General features: G+C 73.1%; 17 protein-coding genes and 1 riboswitch. Of the genes, 8 read left to right on the top strand and 9 right to left on the bottom strand.

Features of this window, described 5'->3' with window-relative positions; all coding sequences use genetic code 11:
• Positions 1-3: 3 nt before the first annotated feature.
• The 4 genes from pknB to thiO all read right to left on the bottom strand — a co-directional run bounded on the left by pknB (position 4) and on the right by thiO (position 4,295).
• A complete protein-coding gene (gene pknB, locus FVS66_RS02835) occupies positions 4-1,965 on the bottom strand; it encodes a Stk1 family PASTA domain-containing Ser/Thr kinase (RefSeq protein WP_149179356.1) in 1,962 nt (653 codons plus the stop codon).
• A gap of 159 nt (positions 1,966-2,124) precedes the next feature.
• The gene (locus FVS66_RS02830) at positions 2,125-2,919 is read right to left on the bottom strand and encodes a thiazole synthase (protein ID WP_149179355.1); all 795 of its coding nucleotides are present in this window, start codon (positions 2,917-2,919) and stop codon (positions 2,125-2,127) included.
• Between the two features lie 3 nt (positions 2,920-2,922).
• Positions 2,923-3,147 (bottom strand): sulfur carrier protein ThiS, encoded by a 225-nt coding sequence (thiS, locus tag FVS66_RS02825; RefSeq protein ID WP_149179354.1) that lies wholly within the window; start codon positions 3,145-3,147, stop codon positions 2,923-2,925.
• On the bottom strand, positions 3,144-4,295 hold the full coding sequence (thiO, locus tag FVS66_RS02820; protein WP_149179353.1) for a glycine oxidase ThiO: 1,152 nt from the start codon (positions 4,293-4,295) through the stop codon (positions 3,144-3,146). Before thiO ends, thiS begins: the two co-directional genes overlap by 4 nt.
• Positions 4,293-4,404, bottom strand: a riboswitch (TPP riboswitch). It overlaps the preceding gene by 3 nt.
• Before the next feature lie 50 nt (positions 4,405-4,454).
• Between thiO and FVS66_RS02815 the strand changes: the two genes are divergently transcribed.
• The 5 genes from FVS66_RS02815 (at position 4,455) to FVS66_RS02795 (ending at position 8,966) form a co-directional block, all read left to right on the top strand.
• On the top strand, positions 4,455-5,693 hold the full coding sequence (locus FVS66_RS02815) for an FAD-dependent oxidoreductase (protein WP_149179352.1): 1,239 nt from the start codon (positions 4,455-4,457) through the stop codon (positions 5,691-5,693).
• Between the two features lie 62 nt (positions 5,694-5,755).
• Positions 5,756-6,121, top strand: a complete 366-nt coding sequence (locus FVS66_RS02810; RefSeq protein WP_149179351.1) for an Rv2175c family DNA-binding protein — start codon at positions 5,756-5,758, stop codon at positions 6,119-6,121.
• Positions 6,122-6,323: 202 nt separating this feature from the next.
• Positions 6,324-7,019, top strand: coding sequence for a thiamine phosphate synthase (gene thiE / locus FVS66_RS02805; RefSeq protein ID WP_149179350.1), 696 nt, complete (start codon positions 6,324-6,326; stop codon positions 7,017-7,019).
• A 165-nt stretch (positions 7,020-7,184) separates the two neighbouring features.
• Entirely contained in the window at positions 7,185-8,099 is a 915-nt protein-coding gene (gene metF / locus FVS66_RS02800; RefSeq protein WP_149179349.1) for a methylenetetrahydrofolate reductase [NAD(P)H], read from the top strand.
• 51 nt (positions 8,100-8,150) lie between these two features.
• Entirely contained in the window at positions 8,151-8,966 is an 816-nt protein-coding gene (locus tag FVS66_RS02795; protein ID WP_149179348.1) for a hypothetical protein, read from the top strand.
• Positions 8,967-9,011: 45 nt separating this feature from the next.
• Here the strand turns inward: FVS66_RS02795 and FVS66_RS02790 are convergent, their stop codons facing one another.
• From FVS66_RS02790 to FVS66_RS02770, 5 genes are all read right to left on the bottom strand, one after another.
• Positions 9,012-10,529, bottom strand: coding sequence for an NAD(P)/FAD-dependent oxidoreductase (locus tag FVS66_RS02790; protein ID WP_187645357.1), 1,518 nt, complete (start codon positions 10,527-10,529; stop codon positions 9,012-9,014).
• A gap of 113 nt (positions 10,530-10,642) precedes the next feature.
• A complete protein-coding gene (locus FVS66_RS02785; RefSeq protein WP_149179347.1) occupies positions 10,643-11,263 on the bottom strand; it encodes a DUF4126 domain-containing protein in 621 nt (206 codons plus the stop codon).
• A gap of 306 nt (positions 11,264-11,569) precedes the next feature.
• Entirely contained in the window at positions 11,570-12,202 is a 633-nt protein-coding gene (locus FVS66_RS02780; RefSeq protein WP_149179346.1) for a TetR/AcrR family transcriptional regulator, read from the bottom strand.
• A gap of 37 nt (positions 12,203-12,239) precedes the next feature.
• Positions 12,240-14,327, bottom strand: coding sequence for a YhgE/Pip domain-containing protein (locus FVS66_RS02775; protein WP_149179345.1), 2,088 nt, complete (start codon positions 14,325-14,327; stop codon positions 12,240-12,242).
• The gene (locus tag FVS66_RS02770; protein WP_149179416.1) at positions 14,299-15,135 is read right to left on the bottom strand and encodes an ATP-binding cassette domain-containing protein; all 837 of its coding nucleotides are present in this window, start codon (positions 15,133-15,135) and stop codon (positions 14,299-14,301) included. Before FVS66_RS02770 ends, FVS66_RS02775 begins: the two co-directional genes overlap by 29 nt.
• Positions 15,136-15,355: 220 nt before the next feature.
• On the opposite strand from FVS66_RS02770, the gene FVS66_RS02765 reads away from it, so the two are divergent.
• The 3 genes from FVS66_RS02765 (at position 15,356) to FVS66_RS02755 (ending at position 17,322) form a co-directional block, all read left to right on the top strand.
• On the top strand, positions 15,356-15,880 hold the full coding sequence (locus FVS66_RS02765) for an SAV_6107 family HEPN domain-containing protein (RefSeq protein ID WP_399224740.1): 525 nt from the start codon (positions 15,356-15,358) through the stop codon (positions 15,878-15,880).
• 24 nt (positions 15,881-15,904) lie between these two features.
• Complete coding sequence (locus FVS66_RS02760) at positions 15,905-16,663, top strand: methyltransferase (RefSeq protein WP_149179343.1); 759 nt, start codon at positions 15,905-15,907, stop codon at positions 16,661-16,663.
• A gap of 266 nt (positions 16,664-16,929) precedes the next feature.
• Positions 16,930-17,322 (top strand): DUF3040 domain-containing protein, encoded by a 393-nt coding sequence (locus FVS66_RS02755; RefSeq protein ID WP_149179342.1) that lies wholly within the window; start codon positions 16,930-16,932, stop codon positions 17,320-17,322.
• Positions 17,323-17,404 lie beyond the last annotated feature (82 nt).

Genomic DNA, 17,404 nt, shown 5'->3' with positions numbered 1-17,404 from the left:
TGACTAGATTCCCTTGGTCTTGATGGTGATCGTGGAGCCCTCGGGGGCGGTGTCCCCACCGCGTACGGACTGGCTGCTGACGGTGTCGCTGAGGAACGGGAACGACTTCTCGACCTTCACCTCGAAGCCCGCCGCCCTCAGCTCGCGCGTCGCGTCGTCGATGCTCTTGTCCGTCACATCGGGCACCGCGATCATGCGCGGGCCCTTGGAGACGGTCAGCGTGATCGTGTCGCCCTTGGCGGCGCGGGCGCCCTTGGCGAGGGACTGGGCGGCCACGGCCCCGGCGGGCTGGGCGGAGTTCACGCGCTCGTCGGCGATCTCCACCGTGAACCCGGCGTCCACCAGCGCGTTCCGCGCCCGGTCCACGGGCTGCCCGACGACACCCGGGACATCGATCGGTGCGCCCTTGCTGACGACGAGGGAGACGGCGGCGTCCGGGCCGCGCTCCGTGCCGGCGGGCGGGTCGCTGCTGATGACCGCGCCCTGGGCCACCTCGGCGCTGAACTCCTCGGTGACGACCCCCGCCGCCAGGCCGGCCCGGCGCAGCTCGTCCCTGGCCGCGGCGAGCGGCATGCCCTTCAGATCCGGGACCTTCACGATCTTCGGGCCGCGCGAGATGACCAGGTCCACCGAGCCGTTGCCGCGGATGCGCTCACCGGGCGCGGGATCGGTCGCCATGACGGTGCCGCGCTCGAAGGCGCCGCTGAACTCCTCGCGCGTCGCCCCGACGTCCAGGCCCGCGTCCGTGAGCCGCCGCTCGGCCTCCGCCCGCGTCTTGCCGAGCACGCCGGTGGCGGGGACGCGGGTGAACTGGCCGGAGTTGATGTACCAGACACCGGCGCCGACGCCCAGGATCAGGAGGACGGCGACCACGGCGGCCAGGACGCCCCGCCGCGGGTCCGCCAGGGCCAGGACCGCGCGGCGTCGCCCGGCGGGCGGCTCGGGGCGCGGCTGCGGCCGGGTGCCGCTCTCCGGCGGCACCTCCAGACGGCTGGTGTGCAGGACGTCCTGCTCACCGGGGAGGGGACGGACGATGACGCTGGTGACGTCCTCGGGGTCCACCTCCCCGTCGGGCCCGGCTTCCGTACGGGCCTGCGGCGGCACCAGGTCCAGCTGCTCGTCGCCGAGCGCTGTGCGGGCCCGGCGGGCCAGCGAGAGCAGCGCCACGGCGTCGTGCGGGCGCGTCCCGGCGTCGCGCGCGGTGGCGGCGGCCACGAGGGCGTCCAGCTCGGGCGCGAGCCCGGGGACGGCGGCCGAGGGGGCCGGTACGTCGTTGTTCAGGTGCTGGAAGAGGACCTGCGCGGGGGTGTCGCCGCCGTGCGGCTTGCCGCCCGTCAGCATCTCGTACAGCACGACACCGCACGCGTACACGTCGGTGCGGGTGTCCGCGGTGCCGTGCTCGATCTGCTCGGGCGCGAGGTACGACACGGTGCCCAGTACGGAGCCGGTGGTGTTGGTGGCGGTGCCGACCGCGCGGACGAGCCCGAAGTCGGCCACCTTGACCCGGCCGTCGTCACCTATCAGTACGTTCTCGGGCTTCATGTCCCGGTGCACGAATCCGGCCCGGTGCGCCGCGCCGAGCGCGGCCAGCACCGGCTCCAGGATGTCCAGGGCGGCCCGCGGCGACAGCGCCCCGCGGTCGCGGAGCACGTCACGGAGCGTGCAGCCGGCGACGTACTCCATCGCGAGATACACGTACGCGCCGTCGGCGCCCTGGTCGAAGACACCGACGACGTTGGGGTGCGAGAGCCGCGCCACCGACTTGGCCTCACGGATGAACCGCTCCACGAACGACGCGTCGGTCGCCAGGGACGGGTGCATCACCTTGAGGGCGAGGACCCGGTCGAGACGGGTGTCGACGGCCCGGTAGACCGTGGCCATGCCACCGACGGCGATGCGCGCGTCGACTCGGTAACGGCCGTCGAGCAGTCGGCCGACGAGCGGGTCGTGAAGGGTCGTATCCACGCGCTCGAGTCTACGAGTCCCCACGGACCCGTCCGTCGCCCTGTACATGACCGGACCGGCAGTGCAGCCAACTTGTGACACCGGACACCCCCCCCACGCGCGCGAGGGGCCGGTACGCCCGGGCCGGGTCCGTCGGGGCGGCTGCGTCGGCCGGGTCCGTCAGAAGGCGGGCCTCTCCGGATCGAGGGCGGCGCGGCCCTCCGCGGGGGAGGACGCCTGGGCGAAGTGACGGCGGGGGATGCGCCCGGCGCGGTGGGCCAGGCGGCCCGCCTCGACGGCATGACGCATCGCCTCGGCCATCAGGACCGGTTCCTGGGCCCGGGTGACCGCGGAGGCCAGCATGACCGCCGCGCAGCCCAGCTCCATCGCCAGCGCCGCGTCCGACGCCGTCCCGGCGCCGGCGTCCAGGATCACCGGCACGCGTGCGTGCTCGACGATCAGCTGGAAGTTGTGCGGGTTGCGGATGCCGAGCCCCGACCCGATGGGCGAGCCCAGCGGCATGATCGCCGCGCAGCCCGCGTCCTCCAGCCTCCGGGCCAGGACGGGGTCGTCGTTGGTGTACGGCAGCACCGTGAAACCGTCGTCCACCAGCGTCTCGGCCGCGTCCAGCAGCTCGATCGGGTCCGGCAGCAGGGTGCGCTCGTCGGCCACGACTTCCAGCTTCACCCAGTCCGTACCGAGCGCCTCGCGCGCGAGGCGGGCGGTCAGCACGGCCTCGCCCGCCGTGAAGCAGCCCGCCGTGTTCGGCAGCACCTGGACGCCCAGCCGGTTCAGGACGGACAGCACGGACCCGTGGACGGTCGGGTCGATACGGCGCATCGCCACCGTCGTCAGCTGTGTGCCGCTCGCGACGAGCGCGCGTTCCAGTACGTCGAGGCTCGGCGCCCCGCCCGTACCCATGATCAGCCGGGAGTCGAAGCCTGTCCCGGCGATGGTGAGACGGTCGTCACCCACGGCTCAGCCCCCCTGCACGGCGGTGAGGACCTCGACCCGGTCGCCGTCGGCGAGCGCGGTCGCCGCCCACCGGCCGCGCGCGACGACGGTCTCGTTGACGGCGGCGGCCACCCCGGAGGGGGCGATGGTGAGGGTCGCGACCAGGGCGTCGAGGGTGGTCGGACCGGTCAGCTCGCGCGGCACGCCGTTCACCGAGACGGAGACGGCGGCGCGTACCTGGTTCGTCATGACACTCCTACGGGGGCGAAACGGGCGGGCGTGAACGCGCGGGCGACCTCGGGGAGCTCCCCGGTGGCCAGTAGCGCGGCCATCACGTCGCCGGTGACGGGGGTCAGCAGCACCCCGTTGCGGTAGTGCCCGGTGGCCAGGTGCAGCCCGGGCAGCGCGGACGGGCCGAGCAGGGGCGCGTTGTCGGGCGAGCCGGGCCGCAGCCCCGCGCGGGTCTCCCTCAGCGGCAGCTCCGTGATGCCCGGCACCAGCTCGTGGGCGTCGCGCAGCAGCTCGTACACGCCGCCCGCCGTGACCGTGGTGTCCCAGCCGAGCTCCTCGCTCGTCGCGCCCACGACCAGCTCGCCGTTCTCGCGCGGCACCAGGTACACATGGCTGCCCCGGACGACGGCCCGGACCGTGCGGCTCAGGAAGGGCGCGTACGCCTCCGGGACCGTCAGCCGCACCACCTGACCCTTCACCGGCCGCACCGGCGGCAGCACCTCGTCCGGTACGCCGCCGAGTCGGCCGCTGTGGCTGCCCGCGGCCAGCACCACCTGCTCCGCGGCCACCTCCGTGCCGTCCGCGAGGACCGCGCCCGCGGCCCGCTCCCGTACGGACGACAGCCGGTCCGCCCAGGTGCGGTGGAAGGCCACCCCGGCCCGCTCGCAGGCAGCCACGAGGGCGCCCGACAGCCGCCGCGGGTCCACCTGGTGGTCGCCGTCCACGCGCAGCCCGCCCCGCACGCCCGGTGCCAGCAGCGGCTCCAGGCGCCGGCACTCACGGCCGGTGAGCCACTCGGAGGCCAGCCCGCAGCGCCGCTGCAGCGCGTGCAACTCCCGCAGATGGGCGCGGTCGTCGGCGTCCAGGGCGACGGCCAGCGTGCCGCACGTCCGGAAGCCGACGTCCAGCCCGGTCTCCGCCTCCAGTTCGGCGACGAAGTCCGGATAGCGCTCCGCCGACGCGAGGTTGAGGCCGAGGAGCGTCTCCTCCCCGTAGTGCAGTTCGGTGACCGCGGCGAGCATCCCCGCCGCCACCTGGGCGGCGCCTCCGCCCGGCTCCGGGTCCACCACGGCGGTGCGCAGCCCGCGCTGCGCCGCCCGCCAGGCCGTGACCAGGCCGATGATGCCGCCCCCGATGACGAGGACGTCTGATGTGTCGCGCGACATGGGCGTCCAGCCCCTCCCTTCGCCGGCATGACCCGGATCAGGTTCGTACGGTCGGAGGCCGCCCAGCCTCCCTCTCAGCCCGGTGCGCCGGGCTCCCGCGATGTTCTGGCGGGCACAGACTAACCCCACGCCTCCGGCGGCAGTAAGTAAGGTGACCGCGTGAGCGAGCAGCGGGAGCAGACGGCAGAGGGGCATCCGGAAGAGCGGCGCGTCGTCGTCGTCGGCGCCGGGATGGCCGGCGTGCAGACCGCCGTGGCCCTGCGCGAACAGGGCTTCGCCGGGCCGGTGCTGCTCATCGGGGCGGAACCCCACCAGCCGTACGACAGGCCGCCGCTGTCAAAGGCGTTCCTGCTCGGCAAGGCCGAGGGCTCGGCGTTCGAGGTGGACTTCGAGTCGCTCGGCATCGAACTCCGCCTCGGCGTGGAGGTCTCCGGACTGCGCCCCGACGACCACGAGGTCGACACCGAGGCCGGCCCGGTCCCGTACGACGTGCTCGTCGTCGCCACCGGTGCCGTACCGGTCACACTGCCCGGCTCCGAGGGCGTCCCCGGCGTCCACCTGCTGCGGACCCTGGACGACGCCGAGCGGCTGCGCCCCGTCCTCGCCGAGCGGCACGAGGTCGTGGTCGTCGGCGCGGGCTGGATCGGCGCCGAGTTCGCCACGGCCGCCCGCGAGGCAGGCTGCGCCGTCACCGTCGTCGAGGCCGCGGGCCGCCCGCTCGTCGGCGCCCTGCCCGACGAGGTCGCCGCGCCGATGGCCGAGTGGTACGCGGAGAGCGGCGCACGGCTCCTGACCCACGCGCGTGTGGACCGGATCGAGCCCGGGCGCGTCATCCTGGACGACGGCCGCGTCCTGCCCGCCGGAGCCGTGGTCGTCGGTATCGGGGCCCGGCCCGCCACCGGCTGGCTCACCGGCTCTGGTGTCGCGCTGGGCGCGGACGGCTCGATCGTCGCCGACGACCGGCTGCGGACCTCCGTCCCCGATGTGTACGCGGTCGGCGACTGCGCGTCCTTCCCCTCGGCCCGCTACGGGGCGCGGCTCCTCGTGCACCACTGGGACAACGCCCTGCAGGGGCCGCGCACGGTCGCGGCCGACATCATCGGAGACGGTGCGCCTGCCTACGATCCGGTGCCGTACTTCTGGTCCGAGCAGTTCGGCCGTTTCGTCCAGTACGCCGGGCACCACGCGTCCGCAGACGCGCTGGTCCGGCGCGGCGACCCGGCCGACCACGCCTGGTCCGTGGCCTGGCTGCGCGAGGGCGCCCTGGTCGCGCTGCTCGCGGTGGGACGCCCCCGCGATCTGGCGCAGGGGCGCAGGCTCATCGAGTCGGGCGCCCCGCTCGACCCGGCGCGTGTCGCCGACCCGTCGGTGCCGCTGAAGTCCGCCGTCCTGGCTTGAGCGTCCGCCCGTACGGCCGGGCCCGGCTACCGGCTGTCGGTGCGGGATGGCAGGCTAGTGATGTGACCGAGATTGACACGAAGATCGATGCGCTCGTCCCTGACTGGCTGTACCTGCCCGACATCGCCGAGCTGCTCGGCGTCGAAGTGACGCGGGTGCGGCAGCTCGTCAAGGAGGGCCAGCTGATCGCTGTGCGCCGCGGTGAGAACCGCGCGCTCCAGGTGCCCGCCGCCTTCATCAAGGACGGCAGGGTCGTCAAGGGCCTCTCCGGTACCTTGACGCTCCTGAAGGACGACGGCTTCACCGACGAAGAGATGCTGGAGTGGCTCTTCACGCCCGACCCGTCCCTGCCGGGTACGCCCGCGCAGGCCCTGGCCGAGAATCGTGGCACGGAGGTGAAGCGCCGCGCCCAGGCGCTCGCCGTCTGAGCCGTCGGAGGCATCCAAGTCGTACATGTCGCATGTCGCATGTCGCATGTCGCATGTCGCATGTCGCATGTCGCCATGCGTCCAAGTCTGAGTCTGAGTCGTCCTGGTTCTGAAGTCGGCATGCCGACACCGGGCGGTGCGCGGGTCGTGGCCCGGTCGGGCCTCGCTCCGCGCACCGCCGCACCAACGGGGGGAGCACCTCATGTCCATCACCGCCCGCGCGCCGCTGTCCGACGCCCGGCTGTACCTCTGCACGGACGCGCGCAAGCGACAGGGTGACCTCCCCGACTTCCTGGACGCCGTCCTCGGGGCCGGGGTCGACATCGTGCAGCTCCGCGACAAGGGCATGGAGGCGGGCGAGGAGCTGGAGCACCTCGCGTTGTTCGCGGACGCCTGCCGCCGGCACGGCAAGCTGCTCGCCGTGAACGACCGCGCCGACGTGGCGCATGCCGCCGGCTCCGACGCACTGCACCTCGGCCAGGGCGACCTGCCGGTTCCGGCCGCCCGGGCGATCCTCGGCGACCGGGTCCTGATCGGCCGGTCCACGCACGCGGAGGCCGAGGTGGACGCCGCCGTCGCGGAGCCGGGCGTCGACTACTTCTGCACGGGGCCGTGCTGGCCCACGCCGACCAAGCCGGGCCGTTACGCGCCCGGGCTCGGCCTCGTCCGGTACGCGGCGTCGCTGGCCCAGGACCGGCCCTGGTTCGCGATCGGCGGCATCGACGCGGGCAACCTCGAAGAGGTCCTGGACGCGGGTGCCCGCAGAATCGTCGTGGTCCGCGCCGTCACCGAGGCCGACGATCCGGCGGCCGCGACGGCGGACCTCGCCCGCCGGATACGCGAGCGCGCCACCGCGTCAGCCGACGCCGACGCCGGTGTCCCCGCCGGGCGGTCGTAGAGCCCTGACCCGGGAGCCGACGGGAGTCCACATGGTGGGACGATTTCATGCGCCAACAGGCATTTCAGCCCCGTAGGCGTCCGAAGGGTGGACAAGATTCGGACAAAATGCCTAAAACATGGTGCTCCGGTTGGGGGACGGTCCCCGGGTGGCTAACCTGCCCGTATGGCCCTTGGCACACCCTCCACCAGGACAGATCACGCACGGACGGTGCGCGATCTGCTCGCGTCCGACACCACGTACTCCTTCGAGTTCTGGGCGCCCAAGACCGAGAAGGGTGAGCGGAACCTCTGGAACGCCCTGCGCCGGGTCGAGGCGGTGGCCCCGAGCTTCGTCTCCGTGACGTACGGCGCCGGCGGCTCCACCCGGGCCGGGACCGTCAAGGCCACCGAGCAGATCGCGGCCGACACCACCCTCACGCCCGTCGCCCATCTGACGGCCGTCGGTCACTCGGTCGCCGAGCTGCGCAACATGGTCGGCCAGTTCGCCGACGCCGGGATCCGTAACATCCTCGCCCTGCGCGGCGACCCGCCCGGCGACCCGATGGGCGAGTGGGTCCGCCACCCCGAGGGTCTGGACTACGCCGCGGACCTGGTCCGGCTCATCAAGGAGGCCGGGGACTTCTGCGTCGGCGTCGCCGCCTTCCCCGAGATGCACCCCCGGTCCGTCGACTGGGACAGTGACGTCCGTCACTTCGTCGACAAGTGCCGGGCCGGCGCGGACTACGCGATCACGCAGATGTTCTTCGACCCGGAGAACTACCTCCGGCTCCGCGACCGGGTCGCCGCGGCCGGCTGTGAGACCCCGATCATCCCCGAGGTCATGCCGGTTACCGCTGTCAGACAGCTCGACCGGCTTCCGCAGCTCAGCAACGCCCAGTTCCCTCCCGCCGTCAAAGAACGGATCCTCGCGGTCAAGGACGACCAGGCCGCTGTACGCTCCTTGGGCATCGAGTTCGCGACGGAGTTCTGTGCGCGGCTGCTGTCCGAAGGTGTGCCCGGACTGCACTTCATCACGCTGAACAACTCCACGGCGACACTCGAGATCTACGAGAATCTCGGACTGCACCCGCAGTCCTGACCGGCCGTACCCGTCACATCCCGAGGCGGCGGTCGAAGGAGAGGGGCGGGCATGGACCTGAGCTGGTGGACGGTCCTCTACATCGCGTTCGGAATCGTCGCGCTGTGGCTTCTCGGCGAAGTGCTCCTGCAGTACAAGGCGCGGCTGCGCTGGCGTCTGCTCGCCTTCTTCGGCTTCCTGGGCGTGGTGGCCGGCGTACTGCTGTCGAGCATCGTGCTGATCGTCGCCGGCGCGGTGGCCTTCGGCGTCGGCCAGCTGTTCGTCACGCTGTCGTTCCTGCGCGGCTTCTCCACCGGATGGGCGCTCGGCGGCAAACCCGGCGCGAGCCGTCGCCGCAGGACGGGGGCTGCCCAGCAGGACGCGGGGCCCAACCTGGAGGTCTCCGACCTGGAGTACGAGGAGCCGCGGGACCGGGTCACGGACGAGGACCCGGCCGAATACCCGGCCGAGTACCCGGCCGTCCACGAGCCCCAGCCGCTGCCGGACGACACCGGCGAGTACGGGGTCTACGGCGGCGATCCGGTGCGGCAGCACGCCGCGTACGGCGACCAGCACACGTACGACACGGGCGCCTACGCCACCGCGTACGACTACGGGACGGGCGGGCAGCAGCAGTACGCCGCCTACTCGGACCCGTACACCGGTCCCACCGCCCCGGCCCCCGGCGATCAGCAGTACGGCGCGTACGACACGTACGGCCAGCAGCAGTACGCCGACCCCTACGCACCGCAGTACGGCATGGAGACCCCGCCCGGCGGCGTATGGGTCCCGCCCCAGCGCGACGGCGAGCAGGAGTACCCACCGCCCCCGCAGGAGCCCCCGTCGCCGTACGGCTACGACCAGAGCGGCCAGCAGTACCGCTACTGAACGGCCGGCCGGCCGCCCGGCGGGTCCGGGACCCGGCGGGCCCGGCTACCGCGAGCCGCGGAAGTCCGCGCCCTCCACGATCAGGCCCGCCACCAGCGCACCGGACATCCCGGCGTGCGCGAGCCCGCCGCCCGGATGCGACCAGCCCCCGGCGAAGAACAGGCCCGGCAGCGGGGCCGGGTTGGCCGCGGGCAGCAGCGTGCCGCCCGCGCCCGCCAGGGCGGGGCCGGGCACGCACCAGGTCCCCGTCTCCCCGTCCGTGTCCGCCGGGGTCCGTATCCCGCGCCACAGCAGCCGCTCCCGCAGCCCCGGCACGGCCGCCTCGGCGGCCTCCACCATCCGGTCGGCGAACTCCACGACGGGCTGCCCCGGACCGTCGCCCCACAGGTCCTCCGACGACAGCGGGCCGCCCGCCGGCACCGTCGCCGTCACCGTGACGGCCTCGTGGTCACCGTCAGGCCGCAGCAGCTCGTCGTCCGGGCGCAGCACCACCACCGTCGGCCGCGCGCAGAGCCGCCCGCCATGGGCCAGCGCCGCCAGCTCGTCCGCCCGGTCCGCGGAGTGCACCACGGTCCGGTGCGCGGCGCCCGCCTCCCGCGCACCGCGCAGCGCCAGGCACACGGTCACCCGCCCGGTCCGGACACCCGCCTGGAATCGCGGCCACTCGTCCTGTCGCTCCCAGGCCACCACCTGGTCCCGGTAGAGGGCCGGCACGGGGGCCCCGGCGACCACATGGTCGGCCTCCACGACCTGCCCGTCCGCCAGCGCGATCCCGGCGGCCCGGCCGTCCTTCTCCACCACGCCGGTCACCCCGGCGCCGAAGACGAAGTCGACCCCGCGCGCCAGGCACCGCTCGTACACGGCGTCCGCCAGCGCCCGCAGGCCCCCGCGCACATACCAGGTCCCGAAGGTCTGCTCCATGTACGGCAGGACGGCCGCCGACGGGGGAGCCGTCGCCGGGTCGAAGCCGTACGCCAGCGCGTACCCCTCCAGCAGCGCGGCCAGCCGTCCGTCGCCCAGCTCACGGCGCCCCACGTCGGCGAGCGTCGTGGCGGTCCGGCGCAGCAGCCCGGTCCTGAGCGCCGGGTACGGGTCGCGCGTGAACGGCGACACATCGGCCGGGAGGGGCTCCTCCAGGAGCGGCCGCCGCGAGCGGTCCCAGGCGTCCCGCGCCCGGTTCAGGAACGCCGCCCACCGCTCGCCCGCGCCCCCGCCCAGCGCGTCGTCCAGGGCCGAGACGACCCCGGCCCGCGACGCGTTCGGCAGGGCCACCGCCGTCCCGTCCGGGAACACATGCCGGCTCGCCGGGTCGACCTGCGTGAGCTCGACGCACCGCTCCAGCGGCTCCTTGCCCGTCTTGACGAACAAGTCCCGGTACACGGCGGGCAGATGCAGCAGTCCGGGCCCGGTGTCGAAGCCGAAGCCCTGGTGCTCGAAGCGGCGCACCGCCCCGCCGTACGTCTCCGCCCGCTCGTACACCGTCAACCGGTGGCCTGCCACGGCCAGCCGCGCGGCCGCCGCCATGGCGCCCATCCCGGCGCCGATCACCGCAATCCGTGCCATGTCAGGGACTCTATAAGCCCCCACCGACAGCCCCTACCGACAGCCCCGTCGCCGTCCGTCGCCGTCCGTCGCCGTCCGTCGCCGTCCGCCGCGGAGACAGTCCCGCGCGCGCCTCAGCCCGGTGGCCGGTGCGCGCCGCCCGCCGTCACGATCCGCTTCTCCTCGCGCCGTTGCGCCCGCCGCCGCAGGAACCGGCGGATACGCCCTATCAGGATGACGACCACGGCGATGCCGAGCGCCAGGAGCCCCCCGGCGATGATGGCGGCGGCGACCGGATTGAAGATCGCGAACGTCACGATCCCGGCGACACCCAGGTCCTCCGCGACGCTGATGACGATGTTGCTGACCGGCTCGGGCGAGGTGTTCACCGCCATACGCGTGCCGGCCTTGACCAGATGGCTCAGCAGGGCCGTGGAGCCGCCGATCGCCCCGGCCGCGAGCTCGGGCAGTGAGCCGCTCTCCCCGGCCAGCAGCGCGGCCACCACCGCACCCGTCACCGGCCGGACGACGGTGTGGACGGAGTCCCACGCGCTGTCCACATAGGGGATCTTGTCCGCGACCGCCTCACAGAGGAAGAGGACGCCGGCGACGATCAGCACATCGGGGCGCTGCAGCGCCTCCGGGACGTCGTCGGCGACACCGGTCGCGCCGAATATGCCGAGGAGCAGGACCACCGCGTAGGCGTTGATCCCGCTGGCCCAGCCGCTTGTGAAGACCAGAGGGAGTACGGACACGGACGTGATCGTATCCAGGCGGTCCACGCGCGCGTGGGGATCCGCACGGACGTCTGAGTATCCGTACTCAGGAGCCCGGATGAGTAGGTGCGCGGATGGGATCCCGCCCGCCCGGAAGGAAGAGTGGTGCACACGGAAGGGGCGCGGCGCCGGCACCCGCCGACACGGGGCGGCGGAACCGGTGCGGCGCACCTGACCGAACGGGGGCGGGGGAGTACGGGGGTACGGGGGGAACACCGCGCCGGTCCGGCGGGGCTCGGGGGGATCGAGCCTCGCCGGACCGGCGCCCTTCGGCGTTTCCCGCCCTCAGCGGCTTCCGTTGTCCGGGTCCCGGCGGCCGCCCACGCGCCCGTGCAGCAGCCGCGACAGCGCGGCGTGCACGTCGTCGATGGACCGCTCCCGCTGGAACGCCTGCCAGTCGAGGGCCGCGACCAGCACCATGCCCACCAGCGCGGCCGCCGTCAGCGGGATGTCGATGTCCTCGCTCAGCTCGCCGTTCGCGACGGCGTCCCGCAGCACCGTCTCGACGACCGCGACCGCCTCCTGACGCACCACCAGAAGGGTGGACTGCCAGGCCCGGTTGGTGCGCCAGAGCTCGGCGACGTACAGCTGGGTGAAGGCCGGGTAGCGGTCGATGAAGACCAGACCCGCCCGGATCATCGCGTCCAGGGCCTCGACCCGCGTCCCGCCGCGCGCCGCCGTCTCGTCGGCGGCGGTGCGAAGCGAGGCGGTGAGCAGTCCGACGCCGTGCCGCAGCAGCTCCTCGAAGAGCTCGGTCTTGCTCTTGAAGTTGTAGTAGACCGTGCCCTTGGCGACTCCCGCGCGCTCCGCGATCTCGTCGACCGTCGTCGCCGAGAAGCCCTGCTCGGCGATGAGGGTCACGGCTGCCTCGTAGAGCTTGGTGCGGGTGGCCTGCCGTCGCGTGCTCTGGGTGTCCATGGCGTCGATTCTCACAGGTCTCTCCGGTCCTTCGGGCTTACAGGCTGAGCTCGGGGTGCAGACGGTCGAATGTCCACACCTGCTTGCGGCGGGCGGTGAGCGCCGTCAGCGCGAGGGCGCCGGCGGTGAAGGCGGCCAGGACCGCGCATGCCTCCCAGACCGGGCCGACACCGCCGCCCGTGATGAGCCGGCGCAGCGCCTCGACGACGTAGCTCATCGGCAGGAACGGGTGGATCGCGTTGAAGAAGCCCGGGCTGGTCTGTACGGGGTAGGTACCGCCGGCCGAGGTCAGCTGGAGCATGAGCAGCGCCAGCACGAGGATCCGTCCGGCCGCCCCGAACCGGGCGTTCAGCCACTGGATGATCGCGGCGAAGCAGCAGGTCACGAGGGCCAGGAAGCCCACGGTCCCGGCGGCGCGCGCCATCTCGAGGCCGAGCCCCCAGTGCAGTACGGACATCAGCGCGCCGACTTGCAGCAGACCGATCGCGGCGACCGGGAGCCAGCCCGCCAGAGCTATCCGCCAGGCGGAGGCGCCCGCGGCGAGGGCCCGCCGGTTCATCGGCTGGATCAGCATGTACGCCACCATGGCGCCCACCCACAGGGACAGCGGGATGAAGTACGGGGCGAATCCGGTGCCGTAGTTGGCCGCCTTGTGCATGGACTGGGAGGCGAGCTGGACCGGGTCGGCCATGACCTCGGTACGGCGGTTCCGGGCGTCCTTGTCGTAGTCGGGGATCTGCTCGACGCCCTTGTCGAGGCCGCTCGCCAGCTCGGTGGAGCCGTCGGCCAGCTTGAACAGCCCGCCGTCCAGGTCGTTGGCGCCCTTCTTGATCCTGCCGACGCCGGAGTCGAGGCTGACCGCGCCGTCCTTGCTCCTGGTGATGCCCTTGTGCAGCTCGGCCATGCCCTTGGCGACCTGGCCGGCGCCGCTGTTCAGTTCGTTGATCCGGGCGATCGCGTAGTCCACGTCGTCGCTGAGCGTCGGCGCGCGCTGCGCCAGGGCGTCGGCCTTGGTCTGCAGATCGGCCAGCTGGGCGTCCAGCTTCTTCAGGTCGCCGTCGCTGTCCTTGGCCAGCTCGTGGACGTCGTCGGCGATGACCGCGACGTCGGCGGCGGCGACTTTGGCCTTCTTCAGCTCGGCGCAGAGCTCGGCATCGGCCGGCAGCTGCCCCTCGCACCGCTTGGCGTACAGGGCGGCCAGCCCGTCCGCCGCCTTGTGGGCACCGCCGCGGACGCCGGGGCCGTGCTCGACGATCGACTCCAGGCTGTTGCGGGCCGCCTTGGAGGTGTCGGAGACCAGCCGGGCGGCGTCGCCGATCTGCTTGCCGTTGTCCCGCAGGTACGGCCGGACCTTGGGCGCGACGCCGTTGACCCGGTCGGCGAGCTGCTGCGTGCCGTCGGCGACCTTGCGGCTGCCGGTCTTCAGCTTGCCGGCCGCCGAGTCGAGTTTCTTGAGGCCCTCGGCCAGGTCGGTGCTGCCGTTCTTGGCCTTCTTCAGGTTGTCGGCGAGACTCTTGGAGCCCTTCTTCGCCTCACCGACGCCGTCCTTGAGGTCGTTGGCGCCCTTGGCGGCCTTCTCCGTCGCGTCGTGGATGTCGGAGAACGAGATGAAGATCTTGTCGAGGAAGGAGCGGGAAGACTTCGTCGACGCGGCCGTACGCACCTCGGAGAACACCGTGCGCGAGATCTGGCCGACGATGTAGTTGTTGGCGTCGTTCGTCCGCACCTGGAGGGCGCCCGTCTCCGGGGCGTCGCCCGAGCTGGACGCGATGCGGGCGCTGAAGTCCTCGGGCATCGTGAGCGACAGGTAGTACGTGCCGTTCTCGACGCCCTCGCGCGCCTCGGCGTCGCTCACCTCGTGCCACTCGAAGACCGCGCTGTCGCGCAGCCCCTTGGTGATGTCGTCTCCGGCGTTGATCTTCTTGCCGTCCGCGGTGGCGCCCTTGTCCGCGTTGACGAGCGCGACGGGTATCCGGTCGAGCCTGCTGTACGGGTCCCAGAACGACCACAGGTACAGCGCGCCGTACAGCAGCGGCAGCAGCAGGATCGCGACGAGCGCGGCTCGCGGGAGCTTGCCCCGGCCGAACCGCCTCAGCTCAAGCGCGGCCAGTTTCGGCGAGCGCATCGGCCGCCCCCTCCTCGTTGTCGGTGTCGTCTTCGCTGTCGTCGTCGGCGTGGCTGTCGCCGGCTTCCTTGCCGCCGGCCGCGTCGTCGTCCTCGGCGGCGTCCTCGTCCGTGCCCTCGGCGGCGTCCTCGCCGGTGCCCTCGGCTGCGTCGACGCTCCTGTCCGTGCGGATCACGGCGTCGGCCTGCTCGGGCACCTCGGTGCAGACGGCCAGGACGGTGATGCCGCTGTCGGCGACCGAGCGGAGCATCGACCAGGCGGCCGCCTCTTCGGCGTCGTTCAGCTTCAGGTCCGTGTCGTCGACGGCGAGCAGCCGCGGCTCGCCGATCAGCGCGAGCGCCACGGAGAGCCGCAGCGCCTCCAGCCGCTCCAGATCCCGCACCGATGTGCGCTCGCCCTTGGGCAGGGTGTCCGGGTCCAGTCCGGCCGCCTCCAGCGCGGTCCGGATCCGGCGGCCGTTCTCGGCGGCGCGCTCCCCGCGCGGTCGGAGCAGGGCCAGCGGTGAACCGCCGAAGCGGCGCCGCAGCAGCGCCCGTTCGCGCAGGTGCTCGCCGACGGTGAACGCCGGGTCCAGCTCGCTGACGCCCGGTACGTGCGCGAGGGCGCTGATCCTCCGTACGGCGGCCATCCTGCGCGGCAGGCGCGCCCCGCCGACCTCGGCGTGGCCCTCGCCGGGCTTCATCCGCCCGGTGAGGGCGAGCAGCAGGCAGGTGCGGCCGGACCCGGACGCCCCCGCCACCGCGACGAGACTGCCGGGGGCGGCGTCCACGCTCACCCCGCGGAAGGCCCAGCCGCGCGGTCCCTTCATCCCGAACCCCTCGGCGCTGACTCCCGCCCCGCTCCGCGGCGCGGTCGCCTCGTCGTTCTCCGGGCTCTCCACGGACCTCCCCCAACTCTTCTGTACTGACCAGTCAGTTCAAAAGCTACAAGGTGGCCGCGGTCCCAGGCAAACCGCAGGAGCGACGACGGGGCGAGAAATCTGGTCATCGGCGTGAAATCGCAGCTCAGAGCCGACTGTCAGTGGTGGCTTGCACGATGGACCCCATACGGCCGCAGCGCCGTCACACGACGACAGGAGGTCCGTCATGGCGAGCGACGTCCACCCCGTGCCGCGCCGCTCCTCGGCACCGCCCGCCGCCCTCGACCTGCTCGCCCAGGCGCGCGCCGGCCTGGCCGAGGCGAGCACCCTCGACAGCCCCAACGAGCGGTACGCGACGGCCCACCTGGCCGCCCTCCGCACCGCCGCCGCCGTGCTCGCCGTGCGCGGCCGCCCCGAGACCGGCCCCCGCGGACGGCGCCGGATCCGCAGCGCGTGGGACGTGCTGCCGGAGACAGCGCCCGAGCTCGCCGAGTGGAGCGCCCTGTTCGCCGCCGGGGCCACCCGCAGAGCCCGTGCGGAGGCGGGCATAAAGGGCGCGGCCACTCCGCGTGACGCGGACGACCTGATGCGCGACGTGGCGATGTTCCTGCGCCTGGTGGAGCGGCTGCTCACCCTCCGGCCCACGCCGCGGCCGAGGACGGCGCCCGAGGCCATAGGCTGGCAGGGTTCGTAACCGGTCACCGAGGAGTCAACTGCCGTGTCGGACCCGCAGCGCCCCCGCGCCTCCCTTCGTACCGCCGTGGTGTGGGACGTACTCGAGGACGCCCTCGACCGCAGGGTCAAGGCGACCGGCAAAGAGAGCCTCGACGTCCTCGACACCGGCGGCGGCAGCGGCAACTTCGCCGTGCCCGTCGCCCGCCTCGGCCACCGCGTCACCGTGGTCGACCCCAGCCCCAACGCCCTGTTCGCGCTGGAGCGCCGCACCTCCGAAGCCGGTGTCGCCGACCGTGTCCAGGGCGTCCAGGGGGACATCCACGGCCTGTTCGACGTCGTCGAGCGCGGCGGGTACGACGCGGTGCTCTGCCACGGCGTCCTGGAGTACGTCGACGACCCGGCCGAGGGCGTCCGGAACGCCGTGGCGGCGCTGCGCCCGGGCGGTGCGCTCAGCCTCCTCGCGGCCGGCCTGGGCGGCGCCGTCCTCGCACGGGCACTCGCCGGGCACTTCACCGAGGCCCGCCGCGCCCTGACCGACCCGGCGGGCCGCTGGGGCGAGGGCGACCCGGTGCCGCGCCGCTTCACCGCCGAGCAGCTCACCGAGGCCGTGGAGGCGGCCGGTGTGCAGGTCGGCGCCGTGCACGGCGTGCGGGTCTTCGCCGACCTGGTCCCCGGCGTCCTCGTGGACACGGAACCCAGCGCTCTGGACGCGCTCCTGAAGCTGGAGGCGGCCGCAGCGGAACTGCCCGCCTTCCACGCGGTCGCCTCTCAGCTGCACGTGCTGGGTGAAAGGCGGGACTGACCCGGCGGAGGGGCCTGATCAGGGACGCAGCGGCGGATGGAGTACGCCACAGGCGCCCCGATCGCGTCAGTATCCCCGTATGATCGAGGGACACCATCCGGCATGACGGTTCGGACGATGGGGAATCAACGCCTCACCAGCCGAACCGGCATGGCGGCCCGATCGGCGAATTGGCACTCAGGGCGGGTTTCACGGGGACGATTCCCTGCCTATCCTGAAAGGGCCGCATACCGGTCGCCCCCGCGACCGACGATGAGGAGGACTCCGTGCCGCTCTCGGAGCACGAGCAGCGAATGCTCGAGCAGATGGAGCGAGCGCTGTACGCCGAAGATCCCAAGTTCGCGACAGCGCTCGAGGGAAGCGGGCTGCGTACACACACCCGACGACGGGTCTACCAGGCGGTCGCAGGATTCCTGGTGGGTATCGCGCTCCTCATGGCCGGAATGGTCGCCCAGCAGATCTGGATCAGCGTGGTGGGGTTCCTCGTCATGCTCGGCTGCGCGGTCCTCGCGGTCACCGGCTGGCGCAAGGCACCGAAGCCCGGCGAGCAGCAGACCGCGGGAGGCAAGGACCAGGGCCGCCCGCACCGGCAGCGCCGCTCGATGATGCAGCGGATCGAGCAGCGCTGGCAGCACCGCCGCGACGAGCAGGGCCACTGACCGGCCAGTACAACCACAGACCTGACAGAGGGGTGACCGCGGACGCGGTCACCCCTCTGACATATGCGCGCCGGGGCGCCCG

This window comes from Streptomyces sp. TRM49041 (genome assembly GCF_008271805.1).
Taxonomy (GTDB): Bacteria; Actinomycetota; Actinomycetes; order Streptomycetales; family Streptomycetaceae; genus Streptomyces.
Note: the sequence above shows the minus strand (reverse complement) of the source record. Positions and strands in the feature narration are given on the sequence as shown.

What these genes read in the sequence shown, in the direction of transcription:
- thiS (WP_149179354.1), bottom strand. Translation starts at nt 3,147, where the DNA reads ATGACGAACCAGGTACGCGCCGCCGTCTCCGTCTCGGTGAACGGCGTG.
- FVS66_RS02795 (WP_149179348.1), top strand. Translation starts at nt 8,151, where the DNA reads ATGGACCTGAGCTGGTGGACGGTCCTCTACATCGCGTTCGGAATCGTC.
- FVS66_RS02775 (WP_149179345.1), bottom strand. Translation starts at nt 14,327, where the DNA reads ATGCGCTCGCCGAAACTGGCCGCGCTTGAGCTGAGGCGGTTCGGCCGG.
- thiE (WP_149179350.1), top strand. Translation starts at nt 6,324, where the DNA reads ATGTCCATCACCGCCCGCGCGCCGCTGTCCGACGCCCGGCTGTACCTC.
- FVS66_RS02780 (WP_149179346.1), bottom strand. Translation starts at nt 12,202, where the DNA reads ATGGACACCCAGAGCACGCGACGGCAGGCCACCCGCACCAAGCTCTAC.
- metF (WP_149179349.1), top strand. Translation starts at nt 7,185, where the DNA reads ATGGCCCTTGGCACACCCTCCACCAGGACAGATCACGCACGGACGGTG.
- FVS66_RS02770 (WP_149179416.1), bottom strand. Translation starts at nt 15,135, where the DNA reads ATGAAGGGACCGCGCGGCTGGGCCTTCCGCGGGGTGAGCGTGGACGCC.
- thiO (WP_149179353.1), bottom strand. Translation starts at nt 4,295, where the DNA reads ATGTCGCGCGACACATCAGACGTCCTCGTCATCGGGGGCGGCATCATC.
- FVS66_RS02790 (WP_187645357.1), bottom strand. Translation starts at nt 10,529, where the DNA reads ATGGCACGGATTGCGGTGATCGGCGCCGGGATGGGCGCCATGGCGGCG.